General features: G+C 65.1%; 3 protein-coding genes. 1 reads left to right on the top strand and 2 read right to left on the bottom strand.

Annotated elements, in window-relative coordinates; genetic code table 11:
• Window positions 1-5: 5 nt before the first annotated feature.
• Window positions 6-2,603 (top strand): sugar epimerase family protein, encoded by a 2,598-nt coding sequence (locus tag AADZ55_RS13105; protein WP_085327615.1) that lies wholly within the window; start codon window positions 6-8, stop codon window positions 2,601-2,603.
• Between the two features lie 25 nt (window positions 2,604-2,628).
• Here AADZ55_RS13105 and AADZ55_RS13100 read toward each other — a convergent pair whose 3' ends face one another.
• Window positions 2,629-2,853: an MbtH family protein gene (locus AADZ55_RS13100; protein ID WP_085327614.1), complete on the bottom strand. Its 225-nt coding sequence runs from the start codon at window positions 2,851-2,853 to the stop codon at window positions 2,629-2,631.
• Between the two features lie 176 nt (window positions 2,854-3,029).
• Window positions 3,030-17,516 (bottom strand): amino acid adenylation domain-containing protein, encoded by a 14,487-nt coding sequence (locus tag AADZ55_RS13095; protein WP_423202310.1) that lies wholly within the window; start codon window positions 17,514-17,516, stop codon window positions 3,030-3,032.
• Between the last annotated feature and the right edge of the window lie 23 nt (window positions 17,517-17,539).

Below are 17,539 nucleotides of genomic sequence, written 5' to 3'. Positions count from 1 at the left end.
GCTCAGTGAGAATCGCGGTCACCGGGGCCAGCGGAGTTCTTGGCCGCGGCGTCGTCGCCAGGTTGCTAAGCCAGGGTCATGAGGTCGCCGGAATCGCCCGCCATCGACCGGAAAGCTGGCCGAGTTCAGCTGATTTCGTCGCCGCCGATATCCGGGACGGCGCCGCGGTTGAGCGTGCCATAGCGGGCGCGGACGTCGTCGCGCACTGCGCGTGGGCGCGCGGCCGAGACGACGATGTCAACATCGGCGGCACCGCCAATGTCCTCAACGCGATGGCCAAGACCGGAACCCGGCGCATCGTGTCAACGTCCACCCCGCCGTCCAGCGACGGCCGACATGAAGCCCGCCTCGAAGAGCTGCTGGTGAACTCCGGGGTGGAATGGGTCGGTATCCGCAGCGCGCTCATGGTCGGCCGAAACGTCGACAACTGGGTGCGCCGATTGTTTGCTCAGCCGGTGTTCCCCGCCGGATCAGCTGATCGCGCGATACAGGTCGTGCACACCGACGATGCGCTTCGGCTATTGGTCCGTGCGATCCTGGATACCGGAATCGATAGCGGCCCAATTAATCTCGCTGCTCCGGGGGAGCTGACGTTGCGTCAGATCGCCGCCGCACTCGGGCGGCCCATGGTGTCGATGGGTGCGGGAGCGCTGCGGCGGCGGGTTGCGTCGTTCGCCGAATTCGAACTTGTGCAGTCCGCGCCGCTGATGGACGTCACGCAGCTGCGCGACGAGTGGGGATTCCAGCCGGCCTGGAACGCCGACGAATGCCTAGAAGACTTCACGCTGGCGGTGCGCGGCCGAGTGTCCCTGGGTAAGCGTGTGATTTCGCTGCCCTGGCGGCTGGCCAATATCCAAGATCTCCCCGCGGCCGACTCCCCGGCACAAGACGGAGTGCTACCCAGACCGGCTGGCCCAGAAGGGGTTAACGGCGAGTTCGACACTCCGATCGACCCGCGATTCCCGACGTATCTGGCCACCAACTTGTCGGAGGCGCTGCCCGGCCCCTTCTCGCCGTCGTCGGCATCGGTGACCGTGCGCGGCCTGCGTGCGGGCGGGGTGGGAATCGCCGAACGGCTGCGGCCCGGTGGGGTAATCCAGCGGGAGATCGCCATGCGGACCGTCGCGGTGTTCGCCCACCGGCTCTATGGGGCCATCACGTCGGCGCATTTCATGGCGGAAACCGTGCCGTTCGCCAAGCCTGCGACCATCGTCGGCAATAGCGGGTTCTTCGGACCCAGCATGGCTTCGCTGCCCATCTTTGGCGAGGAGCGTCCGCCGTCGGAACCCAGCCGCGCTGGCAAGCAGTTGCGCACCCTGCGCAATATCGGGGTGTTCGGCGTCAACCTGGTGGGTTTGTCCGCCGGCTCACCCCGTGACACCAACGCCTACGTCGCCGATGTCGATCGCCTGGAGCGTCTGGCCGGAGACGACCGCACAGCGCTGGACGATCGCCGATTGCTGAGCCTGATCGGGTTGGCGCGCGACCACGTCGTGCACGGCTGGGTTTTGGCATCCGGGTCATTCATGCTGTGCGCCGCGTTCAACGTGTTGCTGCGTGGCTTGTGCGGCCGAGACACCGCGCCGGCGGTCGGGCCGGAACTGGTCAGCGCGCGATCGGTGGAGGCGGTGCAGCGGCTGGTGGCCGCGGCGCGGCGCGACCCGGCCGTGTCTCGGCTGCTGGCCGAGCCGGGGGAGCGCCTCGACAAGCTGGCGGTTGAGGCACCGGAGTTTCATTCCGCGGTGCTGGCCGAGCTGGCGTTGATCGGGCACCGTGGCCCGGCCGAGGTCGAGATGGCATCGACCAGCTATGCCGACAACCCCGAGTTGCTGGTGCGGATGGTGGCCAAGACGTTGAGCGCCGTGCCTACGCCGCAGCCACCGACGCCGGTGATTCCGTTGCGGGCCAAGCCCGTTGCGTTGCTGGCGGCGCGCCAACTCCGGGACCGGGAAGTCCGCCGCGACAAGATGGTGCGCGCCATCTGGGTGCTGCGTTCTCTGCTGCGTGAGTACGGGCGCCGGCTGACCGAGTCCGGCGTCCTCGGCACGCCGGACGACGTGTTTTACCTGTTGGTCGACGAACTCGACGCGCTGCCGGCCGACGTTTCTGCGCTGGTGGCCCGGCGCCGAGCCGAACAACGCAGATTGGCCGCCGTCGTTCCGCCCGCCGTGTTCAGCGGCAGCTGGGAGCCGTCGGCCACGGCGTCGGTGGCGCTGGTGGCCGGGGACACCCTCCACGGAGTCGGCGTCTGCGGTGGACGGGTCCGCGGCCGGGTTCGGATCGTGCGCCCGGAGACCATCGACGACCTGCAACCCGGCGAGATTCTGGTCGCCGAGGTGACCGATGTCGGCTACACCGCCGCCTTCTGCTACGCCGCCGCCGTGGTGACCGAGCTCGGCGGCCCGATGTCGCATGCCGCGGTGGTCGCGCGCGAGTTCGGATTCCCCTGTGTGGTCGACGCCCAAGGGGCTACCCGGTTTCTACCGCCCGCAGCGCTGGTCGAGGTCGACGGCACCACGGGGGAGATTCATGTGCTTGAGCTGGCTGCCGAGGATGGGCGGCCGTTCCCGACGGGTGACCGGAGCGGCAACGTGCCTCGTTAGGCGATTCGCCCGGCGGGCCTAGCCATCAGCGGGGGCGGACCTGCGCCAGCTTCTCGCGCAGCGTTCTCGGCCGGATATCGGTCCAGTTCCGCTCGACGTAGTCCAGGCACGCGGCTCGCGTTGCCTCACCGTAAGCGACCTGCCATCCCGCCGGAACCTCGGCGAAGGTTGGCCACAGGCTGTGTTGCTCCTCATCGTTGACCAAGACGAAGAAGCTGCCGTCGTCGTCGTCGAAAGGGTTGACGCTCAAGGGTTTCCTGACCTCCTAACTACCCGTATGCGGGTAAGGCCAGTTTCGCCGCGCGGCCCCCAGCGCGCATTCCGCCATCCGGAGGGAGTTTCTATCCCCCCATCGGTGGAACCGGGCTGTCGTCCGGTCACCCGCGGACCCGTATCGACGCCCGTCGCGCCGAGGTGACTACCCACTCAGAGCAGTCCGAGCAGCTTCAGGTCGGTGGCGTATTTGACGATGATCGGCGCCGTGATCTGCGGGATGTCGTTGGTGCGGCCGATTTTCGCCGCTTGCACCGCGGCGCGGAACCGGTCGGTCGGCGCGGTTGATCCGCGGGTCGGCTCTGGGGGCTCCGGGTGGTCGTGCAAAAGCAGCAATAGCGGGAGCAGCGAGCGCTGGCGCTGTGGCTCCGGCAGGCTGAGCAGGCTGGTCTCCAGCTGCTGCTGCCAGTCGCCGTAGTCGTCAATCCGCCGGATCGGCTGGCCGGAGTCAATTAGCCAGTCGACGTACTCGTCGAGTCCGATGCCGTCGTCGTGCGGGTTCATCACGTGATAGGTCTGGAACCCGTCGGCGACCTGCGCACCCAGTGTGCTGATCGCTTCGGCGACGAATTCGACAGGCAGGGCGTCGTAGTGGGCGCGTTGCCGGTTACCGTTCTCGTCGAGCTGGTAGAACGAGCCGGGCGCGACGCCGGTGGTGATCAGGGTCAGCATCAGGCGGGTAAAGTTGTCCGGCACGTTGAGTTGGCCTGCGTAGCTGGTGTCGGTCAGGATCATGCCGCAGCGGAACACCGCGATTGGCAGGCCGCACAGGTCGTTGGCCTCCCGCAGCAGCACCTCGCCGGCCCACTTGCTGCTCGCGTAGCCGTTGCCGTAGTTCTGGTTGATCTTGCGGGTTGCGCTGATGGCCCGAATGTCGGTGTCCTCGGTAAACACCGACGCATCGATCTGATCGCCGACACTGGCGGTCGACACGTACGTGTAGGGCTTCAGGTTGGTGGTTAGCGCGAGACGGATCAGCTCGGCGGTGCCCAGCGTGTTGGGGCCGAATAGCTGGCTGTAGGGCAGTAGGTGGTGGACCCGGGCCGCGGGGTCGACGATCAGGTCGACGGTGTCGGCCAGCCGCTGCCATGTTTGCCGGTCGAGACCCAAGTCCGGTTCTGACTTGTCGCCGGCGATCACTTCCAGATGGTCGGCGGCAAATTCCCGGTAGTGCTGCGATAGCTTTGGATCGCTGTCGAACGTGCTGTCGAGCCGGCGCCGCGCGAGTTGGTCAGATTCGGCTCGCACCAAACAGATCACGGTGCCGTCGACCAGGTCCATCCGCTTCAGCCATTCCAGCGCCAGGTATCGCCCCACAAATCCGGTGGCGCCGGTCAGCAGTACCGTTTTCACCTCGGCGCTAGACCGGGGCAGCTGGGGGGCGGCGGCCAGCGTCGCGGCGTCGATGAACTTGTCCAGCGTGAGTTCGCGGGCGTGCACCTCGGGGGAGTCTTCCCCATGTGAAACGCCGTGCACGGAGGCAAAGCTCGGCCGTTCGAGGTGTTCGGTTTGCTGTTGGGTGACGGGTGAGGGGGCCAGATCGGACGGGGTGAGATTGCCTCCGCCGTTGCGGATATGTGTGCAGATCCCGGTGAGAGCCTCGAACCACAGCTCGCCTAGGCGGGTGATCTGGCGGTCATCGAACACCGACGACGCCCAGGTCCAGTTGGCCTGCAGCTGGGGGCCGCTGTCGCTGTTGACGGTGACCGCGTTGAGTTCCACGATGTGCGTCAGCGGCTGCCTTGGCTCGTTGCGCGCCGCCGCGGTCAACGGGAGGTCGGAATTGGTGATTTGCCACAGCCCGCCATCGGCCGACGCTTGCTCCGCTGAGACACCAAGGCGGCCTAGGTAGCTGAAAGCAATGAGCGGATCGGTCCCGGTGAGCTCGGTGTTGGGGTTGAGGTAGCGCAGTAAACCGTAGGTGAGGCCGTCGGGGATGGTGCGGAGCTGTTCTTTTGCGTCCTTGATCATCAAGTCCACAACCGCGTCGCCGGCCGCGATCTGCGTCCAACGCAGCTCCCCCACCGTCAACGCCACGGGGTATTTGGTGGTGAACCAACCGATCGTGTGGGATAGGTCGATGTCGGGTGCTATTTCTTCGTAGCGTCCGTCACCTTCGACGTCGATGGTGATCGGCGTGTCGGGGTGGCCCAGAAATTCCGCCCATGCCAGCGCGTAGGCGATCAACAGAATCTCGTGCAGCCCGGTGTGAAACGCGGCCGGGACCGCTCCGAGCAGCATGCGTGTGGTGTCGGTGTCTAGTCGGACCGATCGATGCCTGGGGCTGGTTGCGGTGTGGGGCGCGGGTAGCGGTGGCGGGGTTGCAGAGATTTGTTGCCACGCCGGCAGTTGATTGGTCACGGCCTCGCTGTGCGCGTGCTCGGCCAGCACCGAGGCCCATTGGCGGAAGGATGTGCCCGCGGTGTGCAGCACCACGTGTTGCCCGCGGTGGTGTTGGTTCCAAGCGGTGTTGAGGTCGTTTTGGATGATGCGCCACGACCCTGCATCGACGGCAAGATGGTGGATGGCTAGTACCAACTGGGCTGTCGAGGAAATCCAGATCGCGCTGAGCATCGCTCCGGCGGTTGGTTCTAGCCGCGACCAGGCCGCGGTCAGCGCTTCTTCTGTCAGCTCGTCGTGCAGCTGGAGGCAATCGCGCGCGTGCACTGAACCGGGTGCGGGGACGGATAGTGACCAGCCGCCGGCGGCGTCCGGGTCGACGCGTAGCCGCAGCATGGGATGGCGGTCCAGCAGGGCCTGCAGCATGATGACGACGTCGGCGTCGGTGACGTCGCGCGGGGCTTGTATCACGAATGTCTGGTTGAAGTGTTCGATGGGACCGTCGCTGCTGTGCAGCCAGCGGATGATCGGTGTCGCGGCCACTTCGCCGACACCGTCATCCGCCCCGGCGTCGTCCTGGTTGGCGTACTGGGCGACCTGGGCCACCCCGGCGACGCTGTGGAAGGTGAAGACATCGCGTGGTCGGCAGCTGACCCCGGCCGCGTGTGCCCGGGCGGCGACTTGGATCGCCAGGATGCTGTCGCCGCCCAGGTCGAAGAAGGAGTCGTCGATTCCGACCCGGTCGAGGCCGAGTACCTGGGCGTAGATGGTGGCCAGGATGGCTTCGATGGTGGTGGTCGGGGGGCGGTACGACTCGGTGTCGCCGTAGTGGGGGGCCGGTAGGGCGCGGGTGTCGAGTTTGTCGTTGATGGTCAGGGGCAGCGTCTCTAGCGCTACGACGGCGGCGGGCACCATGTAGGGCGGTAGTTTTTTGGTCAGCGTGGCGCGTATGTCACGCGGATTGGCGGTTCCGGTGACGTAGGCCACCAGGCGTTTGTCGCCGGGGCGGTCCTGGCGTGCGATCACCACCGCTTGCTCGACCCCGTCGAGTTCGGTCAAGGTGGTGGCGATTTCGGCGGGTTCGATCCGGTGTCCGCGGATCTTGACTTGGTCGTCGGCGCGGCCCACCAATGTCAGCTGGCCATCAGCACCCCATCGCACGAGGTCGCCGGTGCGATACATCCGGGTACCCGCCGTCCCGAATGGGCAGGCCACGAACCGGGATGCGGTCAATGCGGACCGCCGCCAGTACCCGGTGCCGACTCCTGCGCCGGCCACATACAGCTCCCCGGTTACCCCCGTGGGCACCGGCCGCAACCACCCATCCAGCACGAATAACGCCGCCCCCGCCACCGGCGCACCGATGGGCGGTGTCCCCGCGCCCGCTCTCAACGGCGCGCTCAACGACACATCCACCGTGGTCTCGGTCGGGCCGTAGGCATTGATCATCACCCGCCCGGGCGCCCACCGATCCACCAGCTCAACCGGACAGGGCTCAGCACCGATCACCAACGCCACCGAGTCCAGACCCTGCGGCGACAAAGTCGCAACGGCGGAGGGAGTGTGACTTAGCACACTGACCTGCTCGGAAACCAGCAGGGCGTGAAACTCTGCGGGTGAGCGGGTCACGGCTTCGGGTACCACCACCAGCCGGCCCCCATCCAACAGGGCGCCCCAGATCTCCTGGACCGAGACGTCGAAGCCATACGAGTGGCACTGTGCCCATACTCCTGCCGTCGGCAGGGGTGCATGCAACGGCTCCATCAATTGGGTGATGTTGTGGTGGGTGATAGCGACGCCTTTGGGGGTTCCGGTGGTGCCGGAGGTGTAGATGATGTAGGCGATGTTGTCGGCAGTCGGTACTGGCAGCGGGTGGGAAGGATAGGAAGTTTTGATGGTCGGGTTATCGACATCGATGATTGCCAGGTCAGTTCTGTCAAGGCGGCTGGCTAACTCGGCCCTGGTGATTACTGCTGCTGGGGTGGCGTCGTCGATCATGAAATCGACGCGGGCTTGGGGGTGGCTGGGATCGATGGGTAGGTAGGCGGCTCCGGTTTTGAGCACCGCCAAGATCGCGACGATGGCCTCAGCGCAGCGCTCCAACAGCAGCCCCACCACATCACCGGGACCGATCCCCTGGTCGGCCAACAGGTGAGCAAGGCGGTTGGAAGCCTCGTCGAGTTGGTGGTAGGTCAGCGAGGTGTCTCCGCACACTAGGGCTGTCGCATTGGGGGTGCGGGTGACCTGGGCGCCAAACAACCGCGGAACCGACACCGCGTCGCCAGGTGGTTGGGTCAGCGCGGCGCGGTTGCCCCACCGGTACAGGCCGGCTCGTTCGGTTTCGTCGAGCAGGTCCACCGTTGACAGTGGCCGGTCGGGTTGGCTGGTCATCACCTGTAGCAGCCGTTGCAACCGGCCCAGCAGCGCCTCGATGGTGGCGGCGTCAAAGACATCGGTGCGGTATTCGAGGGAGCCGGTGATGCCCGCGGGCCCGCCGGTGTGCGTGAAGCGTTCGGACAGGGAAAACGCTAGGTCCATGCGGGCGGTCTGGGTGTCGACGGGCAGGCGGGTGACGTCTAGCTCGCCGAGGGTCAGCGCGGTGATGGGGTCGTGTTCGGGGAGGTTTTGCCAGCCCAGCAGCACCTGGATGAGGGGGTTGTGGGACATCGACCGGGTCGGGTTGAGCCGATCGACGAGGACTTCGAAGGGCACGTCTTGGTGGTCGAAGGCCTCCAGGCTGCGGGTGCGGACCTGGGCGAGTAGTTGGGTGAAGGTCGGATCGCCGGACAGGTCGACGCGTAGCACCAGGGTGTTGACGAACATGCCGACGAGGTGATCGAGTGCGGGGTGGGTGCGGCCGGCGGTGGGGATTCCGATGGCTATATCGGTGTTGGCGCTGAGCTGAGCCAGCAGGGTGGTCAGGCCGGCGTGGATCACCATGAAGCTGGTGGCGTGGTGCTCGCGGGCCACCCGGGCTATCTGGTGTTGCAGCGTGGCGGGCCAGTTGATGGCGACCCAGGCGCCGCGGTGATCGGCAACCTGTGGGTAGGGTCGGTCGGTGGGCAGCTCAAGGCGGTCTGGCATGCCGGCCAGGGTGTTCTCCCAGTACCGCAGTTGGGTGGCGATGGCGCTGTCGGTGTCGGTTAGCTCGCCGAGGTTGGCGCGCTGCCACAGGGTGAAGTCGAGGTAGCCCACCGCGAGGTCGGCCCAGTTTGGGCCGCGACCGGCGCTTCGGTGGATGTAGGCGGTGTCCAGGTCGGCTGTCAGCGGGGTCAAAGACCAGCCGTCGGCGGCGATATGGTGCACGGTCAACACCAGCACGTGTTCATCGTCGCCGAGTATGAAAAGCCGTGCCCTTAGCGGGATCTCGGTTGTCAAATCGAACCTGTGGCGCCCGGCGGTGTCGATGGCGTGCCGCAGCCGACCGGCCGGCCATCCGGTTGCGTCGATGACGTCCCAGGCCAGGTCGGCCTGGTCGGCGGGTATGACCACTTGCTGGGGGATCCCCTCGGTCGAGGGGAACACCGTGCGCAGGGTTTCGTGACGCTCTATCAGGTCGGCTAGTGCGCGGCCCAGCGCATCGACGTCGAGCTGCCCGCGCAATCGCAGCGCCCAGGCCATGTTGTAGACCGGTGAGGGGCCTTCCAGCTGGTCGACGAGCCACAGCCGGTACTGGGCAAACGACAGCGGGACCACAGCGGGACGTGCACGGGCCGTCAGCGGTGTCAGCCGGCGTGAACCTCCACCGATGCACGGTGCTAGGGCGGTGATGCTGGGTGCGTCGAACAGAGTGCGCACGCTGAGGTGGGCATCCAGGGTGGTGTTGATGGCGGCGATCACCCGCATCGCCGACAGCGAATCTCCGCCCAGGTCGAAGAAGGAGTCGTCGATTCCGACCCGGTCGAGGCCGAGTACCTGGGCGTAGATGGTGGCCAGGATGGCTTCGATGGTGGTGGTGGGGCGGCGGTATGCGTCGGTGTCGCCGTAGTGGGGGGCCGGTAGGGCGTGGGTGTCGAGTTTGCCGTTGATGGTCAGGGGCAGCGTCTCTAGCGCTACGACGGCGGCGGGCACCATGTAGGGCGGTAGTTTTTTGGTCAGCGTGGCGCGTATGTCGCCCGGATTGGCGGTTCCGGTGACGTAGGCCACCAGGCGTTTGTCGCCGGGGCGGTCCTGGCGTGCGATCACCACCGCTTGTTCGACCCCGTCGAGTTCGGTCAAGGTGGTGGCGATTTCGGCGGGTTCGATCCGGTGTCCGCGGATCTTGACTTGGTCGTCGGCGCGGCCGAGGTACTGCAGCTGGCCGTCGGCGCCCCATCGCACGAGGTCGCCGGTGCGATACATCCGGGTGCCGGCCCCGCCGAATGGGCAGGCCACGAACCGGGATGCGGTCAATACCGATCGGTGCCAGTACCCGCTACCCACCCCGGTGCCGGCCACGTACAACTCACCGACCACGCCGGCGGGCACCGGCCGCAACCACCGATCCAGCACAAACAATGCCGCCCCCGCCACCGGGCGGCCGATGGGCGCTGTCCCCGAACCCGGTGTCAATGGCGCACTCATCGACACGTACATGGTGGTCTCGGTCGGGCCGTACTGATTGACCATTACCCGCCCGCCGGCCCACCGGTCCACGACCTCGGTGGGGCAGGCCTCGCCGCCGACGACGAGTGCCGTCGATTCCAAGCCCTCGGGCGACAACACCGTTGCCGCGGAAGGAGTTTGAACCAACATGCCGGCCTTTTCGGAGACGAGTAAGGCGTGAAAGTCCGTGGGGGAGCGGGTGATTGATTCGGGTATCACCACCAGCCGCGCGCCATGAAGGAGTGCGCCCCAAATCTCGAATGCGGAAAGGTCAAAGGCATAGGAATGGCATTGGGTTACCGTTTGCCCCGCTGCCGGTGCGAACGAGGTTGGTGCTGCGATGAGTTGGGTGATGTTGTGGTGGGTGATAGCGACGCCTTTGGGGGTTCCGGTGGTGCCGGAGGTGTAGATGATATGGGCGATGTTGTCGGCAGTCGGTACTGGCAGCGGGTGGGAAGGATAGGAAGTTTTGATGGTCGGGTTATCGACATCGATGATTGCCAGGTCAGTTCTGTCAAGGCGGCTGGCTAACTCGGCCCTGGTGATTACTGCTGCTGGGGTGGCGTCGTCGATCATGAAATCGACGCGGGCTTGGGGGTGGCTGGGATCGATGGGTAGGTAGGCGGCTCCGGTTTTGAGCACCGCCAAGATCGCGACGATGGCCTCAGCGCAGCGCTCGAACAGCAGCCCCACCACATCACCGGGACCGATCCCCTGGTCGGCCAACAGGTGAGCAAGACGGTTAGAAACCTCATCGAGTTCGCGGTAACTGCACGAGTTGCCCTCAAAGGTCAGCGCGACTGCGTCGGGCGTGCCCCTCACCTGGGCAGCAAAGAGCGCCGGTATCGATGCCCTCGTTTTGCTAGAGGCGTGGGTGAGCACTGCACGATTACCCCACTCATCTATGAGAGCGTGGGCGGCTTCATCAAGCAGACCGATCGACGATAGCCGTCGTTCCGGATCGGCAGTCAGCTCGGTGAGGATGTGTAGGTAGTAGTCGACGATAGTGGTGACGGTGTCATGGTCGAACACATCGGTGGAGTATTCGATGCTGGCTGGTAGGGGTTGCGGGGGCCGGCCGGGTGGCTGTTGTGGGGCGACAATTTCAATTTGGAGATCGAATTTGGCACCGTGCGGTCGTGTGGGTATCGGTTGCGTCCATAGCCCCGGGAACTTCATTGTTGGTAACGGGGTATTTTGCAACGCGAAAGTCACTTGAAAGAGTGGGTGATGCGCCGTCGAGCGGGTGGGGTTGAGCCGTTGCACGACGTGTTCGAAGGGAACGTCTTGATGGTTGTAGGCGGCAAGTGCTTTTTGCCGCACTTGGGCGAGTATTTCGGTGAAACTGGGATTTTCAGTCGTCTGAACGCGCAATACCCAGGTATTGACGAAAAACCCGACCAGCTCGGAAAGGGCGGCGTCGGTACGCCCGCTGCTAAGCCCGCCGATCGTCAAGTCATCGCCGGCGCCCAGTTTGTGCAACAGCACCGCTACCGCGGCCTGATACACCATCGATGCTGTCGCCTCGCAGCGCTGCGCTAACTGCTTGACCTGGTCTTGTAGGTGGGTGTCGACGACGAAATGGACCACGTCACCAGCAAAGGACTGTTGGGTGGGACGGGGCCGGTCAAACGGTAACATCGTTTCCTCGGGCGCCCCCGTTAGCTCGGAATGCCAATAGGCCAGCTGACGTGATAGCACACTGGCCGAGTCATCATGGCTGCCTAAGAATTCTTGCTGCCAAAGCGTGTAGTCGCCGTATTGCAGTGCTAGCGGTGACCACTGGGGCTTATAGCCTTCATTGCGGGCGGTATAGGCGCGCACGAGATCAGAAAAGAAAGCTGTCATCGAGGCGCCGTCTGCGGCGATGTGGTGGATCACCACTACCAACACATGTTCAACAGGTGAAAGCTTCAACAGCTCGGCGCGGATCGGGATCTCGGTTGCCAAATCGAACGGATCGCCTGCGGCGTTGCTTATCTGATTGGCGAGCTGTTCTTCATCACTGACGTCGATGACTGCGAAAACCGGTTCGTATTCATCGGCCGTCAATACTTGCTGATACGGGGTTCCCTGGTCACAGATGAACTGGGTGCGCAAGCTCTCATGGCGTTCGATCACATCGCCGATGGCTGCACGAAGTGCCTCCACATCGAGATCCCCGGTCAACCGCAGCGCTAACGGAATGTTGTAGATCGGTGTTGAGCCAACGGTCTGTTCGATAAACCACAACCGGCGTTGGGCAAACGACAACGGCAAGCGCTGCGGGCGCACGCGCGGACCTAATACTGGTGCGGTGGCATCGCCAGTGGCGGTGAGCAGGCTGGCCAGGTGCTGCGCGATGGTGGTGGGGGTGGGGTGGTCGAAGGCCAGGGTTGCCGGTAGGGGTAGGCCGGTGTGGCGGGTCAAGGTGTTGCGGAGTTCAAGAGCGCTCAGCGAGTCCATACCGAGGTCTTTGAACGGTGTGTCGGGATCGAGGGCGGTCGGGTCGGGGTGGGCTAAGACGGTGGCCGTGGTTGTGGTGACCAGGCTGGTCAGGGTGGCTAGTTGTTGTTGTGGGGTCTGGCCGGCCAGTTGGGTGGTCAGCGTGTCGGTGGTGGTGGTGGTGCTGGCTTGCCGGCGGGTTGTGGTTAGGCCCGTCAAGATGGTCGGCACGGCGCCGTGTCGTGCTTGACGAGCCAGTGCGCGGGTGTTGAGCGGGGCTGGCACCAGGTTGGGTTGTTGGCATGTCAGCGCGGCATCAAATAAGGCCAGACCGTGTTCGGTGGTGATTGGGGTCAGGTTGTTGCGGGTGAACCGGGCCTGGTCCACCGCATCGAGATGAGCGGTCATTGCGCTAGCGGTTTGCCAGTAGCCCCACGCCAAACTGGTGGCCGGTAAGCCGTTGCGGTGGCGTTGGTGAGCCAGCGCGTCCAGGAAGGCGTTAGCGGCCGCGTAGTTGGCTTGTCCGGGGGCCCCTAACACTCCCGCGGCCGAGGAGAACACCACAAACGCATCCAGGTCAGCATCGGCGGTCAGTCGGTGTAGCTGCCAGGCCGCGTCGGCTTTCGCGGTTAACACCGCATCAAGTTGCTCAGTGGTGAGTTCACTGATCACGGCATCATCTAGGACCCCTGCGGTGTGGACTACAGCGGTGAGTCGGTGTTGGGTAGGTATGGCGGCCAACACCGCTGCCAGTTGCGCAGGATCGCTAGCGTCGCAGGCAGCGATGCTGACCTGGGCATCAAGCTGGGTTAATCGCTGATAGAGGTCGTCAGCACCTGAAGCGTTGGAACCGCTACGCGACAGCAACACCAGGTGTCGAACGCCGTAATGGGTTATCAGATGCTCGGCAAAAACCCCACCCAACATCCCGGTACCGCCGGTGATCAACACCGTGCCTTCAGGATCGAGTGCGACGGGGGCGGACTCGGTGTGCGGCCCGGCGGGTAGCTGGGCCGGGGTGAGTCGGGGGGCGTGGACCACACCGTCGCGTAGGGCTAGTTGAGGCTCTGTGTCTAACCGCCGTGCCGGGTTGGCCAGGGCGGCTAAGACCTTGATCAGGGTGTGTTCGGTCGTGGTCGTGGTGTCGATATCGATCGCACTGATCCGGCCGGGGTGCTCGTTTTGTGCGGTGTGGATCAAGGCCCGCACGGCGGCGTGGGCTAGGTCGGGGGCCTGGTCATCGGGGCTGATGCTGACACCATGGCGGGTCAGGATCACCAAGTGAGCCGTAACCGGGTCGGCGTCGGTCAACCAGCTTTGCAACCCAGCCAAAACACAACGGGTCAAGACATGCACCCGTGGTAACGGATCGGGGTGATCACCGCTGGGCTGTGGCGATGCCAAATCCCAAACCACCAACGCCGGCCAGGAATCCACCGCGGCCACATCGGAGTAGACAAGCCCTTCACCCAGACCAGCGGGAGAAAGCTGGGGCTGCTCACTGATCAGCGCCCACGCCGGTAAAACCTGCGCGGCGGGAAACACATCCGCCGATAGCGTCGGCCAGGCCAACTCGAACAAGTCCTGCCGGGAAACCCCCGCTGCGGGTTGGAGACTGTCGGTGTTGGGTTGGGCCCGCAGGGTCAGTGTGTTGATGGTGATGACTGGGGCGCCGGTGGGGTCGGTGGCGTGCAGTTTGAAGGTGTCGGCCCCGGTGGATGTGAGTTGGACGTGGAGTCGGGTGGCCTCGATGGCGTGCAAGGTGACCCCGGCGAATGCGAACGGAAGCCGCGGTGTTGCCGGGTCGGTGCCGTTGTCGGTGTGGTAGAAGGCCGCGGCCAGGGGATGCATAGCGGCATCCAGTAGGGCGGGGTGGATTCCATAGCCGGTGATGTCGATGTCGGCGGGCAAGGCCACCTCGGCATGAATAATGTCGGGGTTGGCCGGGTCGCTACTCATACCCAGCAACGAGCAAAACGCGCCGTCGTAGTGCAAGCCGTGCTGGGTGAGCTGCTCATAGAAACCGTCTCGTTCAATAGCGGTGACGACCTCTGCGCGAGCTGAAGGTGAAGTCAGAGCAGTCACCGTGGCGGGTGGGTTGCTCAGTGTGCCGCTGGCATGCGCGGTCCAGGTTGCGCGGCTGTGCGGACGATCACCGGTGCGCGCATGCACGCGAAAAGCCCGCCGCCCCTGCTCGTCGAAAGGATGCACGCTGATCTGCAGATCGGCGGCAGCGCCCGAAGGAAGGACCAGAGGAGCCTGCAAAACCAGCTCGTCGATGACGGGGCATTTCACGTACTCACCGGCCTGCAGGACGACATCGATAAACCCGGTCGGCGGGAACACCACGCTGTCGCCCACCTTGTGGCCGGCTAGCCAGTTGTGTGTGGTTGTCGATAGCCGTCCGGTTAACACGATCTGGTCTTGGTCGGCGAGGTCGGTTACGGCGCCTAGTAGGGGGTGGTCGGGCTTGTCAAGCCCGGCGGCGCTGACATCCACGGCGGTGGGTGGGGTTAGCCAGTAGGGGTGGTGTTGGAAGGGGTAGGTGGGTAGTTGGGTGGTGTTGGCGGTGGGGTAGAGGGTGGTCCAGGTTGGGCTGTGGCCGTGGGTGTGGAGGTGGGCCAGGGTGGTGGTGAGGGTGTCGAGGTCGGGGTGGTCGCGGTGCAGGGTGGTGATGACGGTGGATTGGGTTTGGTCGGTGGTGGTGGTGATGGTGTCGGTGAGTGCGGGGGCTAGGACGGGGTGGGGGGATAGTTCGATGAAGGTGTGTGGGCCTTGGGTGAGCAGGGTGGTGATGGTGTTGTGGAATTCGACGGGTTCGCGCAGGTTGCGGTACCAGTAGTCGGCGTTCATGGTGGTGGTGTCGAGGGGGTGGTTGGTTTGTGCGCTTTGCACGGTGGTGTAGAGGGGGATTTGGGCGGGTTGGGGGGTGAGTTCGCCGAGTTGGTGGAGGAGGTGTTGGTGGAGGTGTTCGACGTGGGGTGAGTGTGAGGCGTAGTCGACTGCGATGGGTCGGATGTGGATGCCGTGGTGTTGGCAGGTGGTGGTGAATTGTTCGAGGGCGGTGGGGTCGCCGCTGATGATGGTGTGGGTGGGGCCGTTGGTTGCGGCGATGGTGAGGGTGGTGTTCCAGGGTTGTAGGTGGGGGTGTAGTTCGTGGGGGGATAGGCGTACGGAGGCCATGGCGCCGTGGCCGGATAGGGCGGTGAGGGCTTGGCTGCGTAGGGCGACGATTTTGGCGGCTTGGTCTAGGGGGAGTGCGCCGGCGATGTAGGCGGCGGCGATTTCTCCTTGGGAGTGGCCGATTACGGCGTCGGGGATGATGCCGTGGGTGCGGAGTAGTTCGGCGAGCGAGATCATGATGGCGAATAGGACGGGTTGGATGACGTCGACGCGGTGTAGTGGTGGGGCGCTGGGGTGTTGGGTGAGGACGTCGCGTACTGACCAGCCGGTCCAGGGGTGCAGGGCGTGGTCGCATTCGTTGAGGGTGTTGGTGAAGGTGTGGTGGTGGGTGTAGAGGCCGGTGGCCATGGTGGGGTATTGGGCGCCTTGGCCGGGGAAGACGAAGACGGTTTTGTTGGGGTGGCGGGGTAGGTGGTGGCGGGTGAGGTGGGGGTGGGGGTGGTTGGTGGCTAGGGCGTGTAGTGCGGCTAGGAGGTCTTCGCGGGGGTTGGTGGTGGTGGTGGTGGGGATGGTCAGGGCTGCGCGGTGGGGGTGGTGGGTGCGGGTGGTGGCCAGGCTGTGGGCGAGGTCGGTGAGGTCGAGGTTGGGGTGGTCGAGTAGGTGGTGGTGTAGGCGGGCGGCTTGGGCGTGAAGTGCGGTGGGGGTGCGTGCGGACAGTGGCCAGATTCGCAGCGCGGTGGGTGGGTCGGTGGGTGTGGGTGTGGGTGTGGGTGTGGGTGGTGGGGTGGGGGGTTGTTGGAGGATGAGGTGGGCGTTGGTGCCGCTGATCCCGAAGGAGGAGACGGCGGCGGTGCGGGGGTGGTTGGTGGTGGGCCAGGGTTGGGTTTGGGTGAGTAGTTGTACCGCGCCGGTTGACCAGTCGATGTGGGGGCTGGGTTGGTCGATGTGCAGGGTGGGGGGGAGTTCGGCGTGGTTGAGGGCGGTGATCATTTTGATCAGGCCGGCGGTTCCGGCGGCGGCTTGGGTGTGGCCGATGTTGGATTTGACCGATCCCAGCCATAGGGGGTGTTGGCGGTCGCGGCTGGCGCCGTAGGTGGCTAGTAGTGCGCCGGCCTCGATGGGGTCGCCCAGGGTGGTGCCGGTGCCGTGGGCTTCGACGACGTCGACGTGGTCGAGGGGGATGCCGGCGTTGGCGGCGGCTTGGGTGATGACGCGTTGTTGGGCGGGTCCGTTGGGGGCGGTGAGTCCGTTGGAGGCGCCGTCTTGGTTGACCGCGGATCCGGCGATGACGGCTAGGACTGGGTGGTGGTGTTGGTGGGCGTCGCTGAGTCGTTCCAGGACCAGGATTGCGGCGCCTTCGCCCCAGCCGGTGCCGTCGGCGGCGGCGGCGAAGGCTTTGCAGCGTCCGTCGGTGGCCAGTCCGCGTTGGCGGGCGAATTCGATGAATGGTGCCGGGGTGGCCATGACGGTGACTCCGCCGGCTAGGGCTAGGCCGGATTCGCCGTTGCGTAGGGATTGACAGGCTAGGTGGGTGGCGACCAGGGAGGAGGAGCAGGCGGTGTCGATGGTGATGGCGGGGCCTTGCAGGCCTAGGACGTAGGCGATTCGGCCGGAGGCCACGCTGGTGGCGGCGCCGGTTAGTCCGTAGCCTTCGGCGCCTTCAGGTGCGCCGGCACCGCCCGTACCGCCGGCACCGTAGGGCTGGCCCCAGGCTCCGGCGAATACTCCGGTGTTGGTGCCTTCCAGGGTGGTGGGGTCGATGCCGGCGGTTTCCAGTGCTTCCCAGCACACTTCGAGTAGGAGTCGTTGTTGGGGGTCCATGGCGGTGGCTTCGCGGGCGGAGATTCCGAAGAATTCGGCGTCGAAGCCGGCCGCTTCGGCCAGGAATGCTCCCGAGCGGGTGTAGGTTTTGCCGACCGCGTCGGGGTCGGGGTCATACAGTGCGGCGAGGTCCCAGCCGCGGTCGGTGGGAAAGCCTCCGACGGCGTCGGTGCCGGTTCTGACCAATTCCCATAACGCTTGGGCGGAGTCCACCCCGCCGGGTAGCCGGCATGCCATGCCCACCACCGCTATCGGCTCATAGGATGATGCTAAGAGTTGCTTTAAATTCTCATTCTCAATGAGAGTTTTTCGAAAAGCCTGCGTTACTTTTTCTATTGACGTTTCCATTGCGTCCCTATCTTGAAGTTAAG

It is taken from the genome of Mycobacterium decipiens (genome assembly GCF_963853665.1).
Classification (GTDB): Bacteria; Actinomycetota; Actinomycetes; order Mycobacteriales; family Mycobacteriaceae; genus Mycobacterium; species Mycobacterium decipiens.
The sequence above is the reverse complement of the archived record's forward strand: the minus strand, read 5'-3'. Positions and strand labels throughout refer to the sequence as shown.

Coding starts and splice junctions, on each gene's coding strand:
- AADZ55_RS13095 (WP_423202310.1), bottom strand. CDS start 17,516: ATGGAAACGTCAATAGAAAAAGTAACGCAGGCTTTTCGAAAAACTCTC.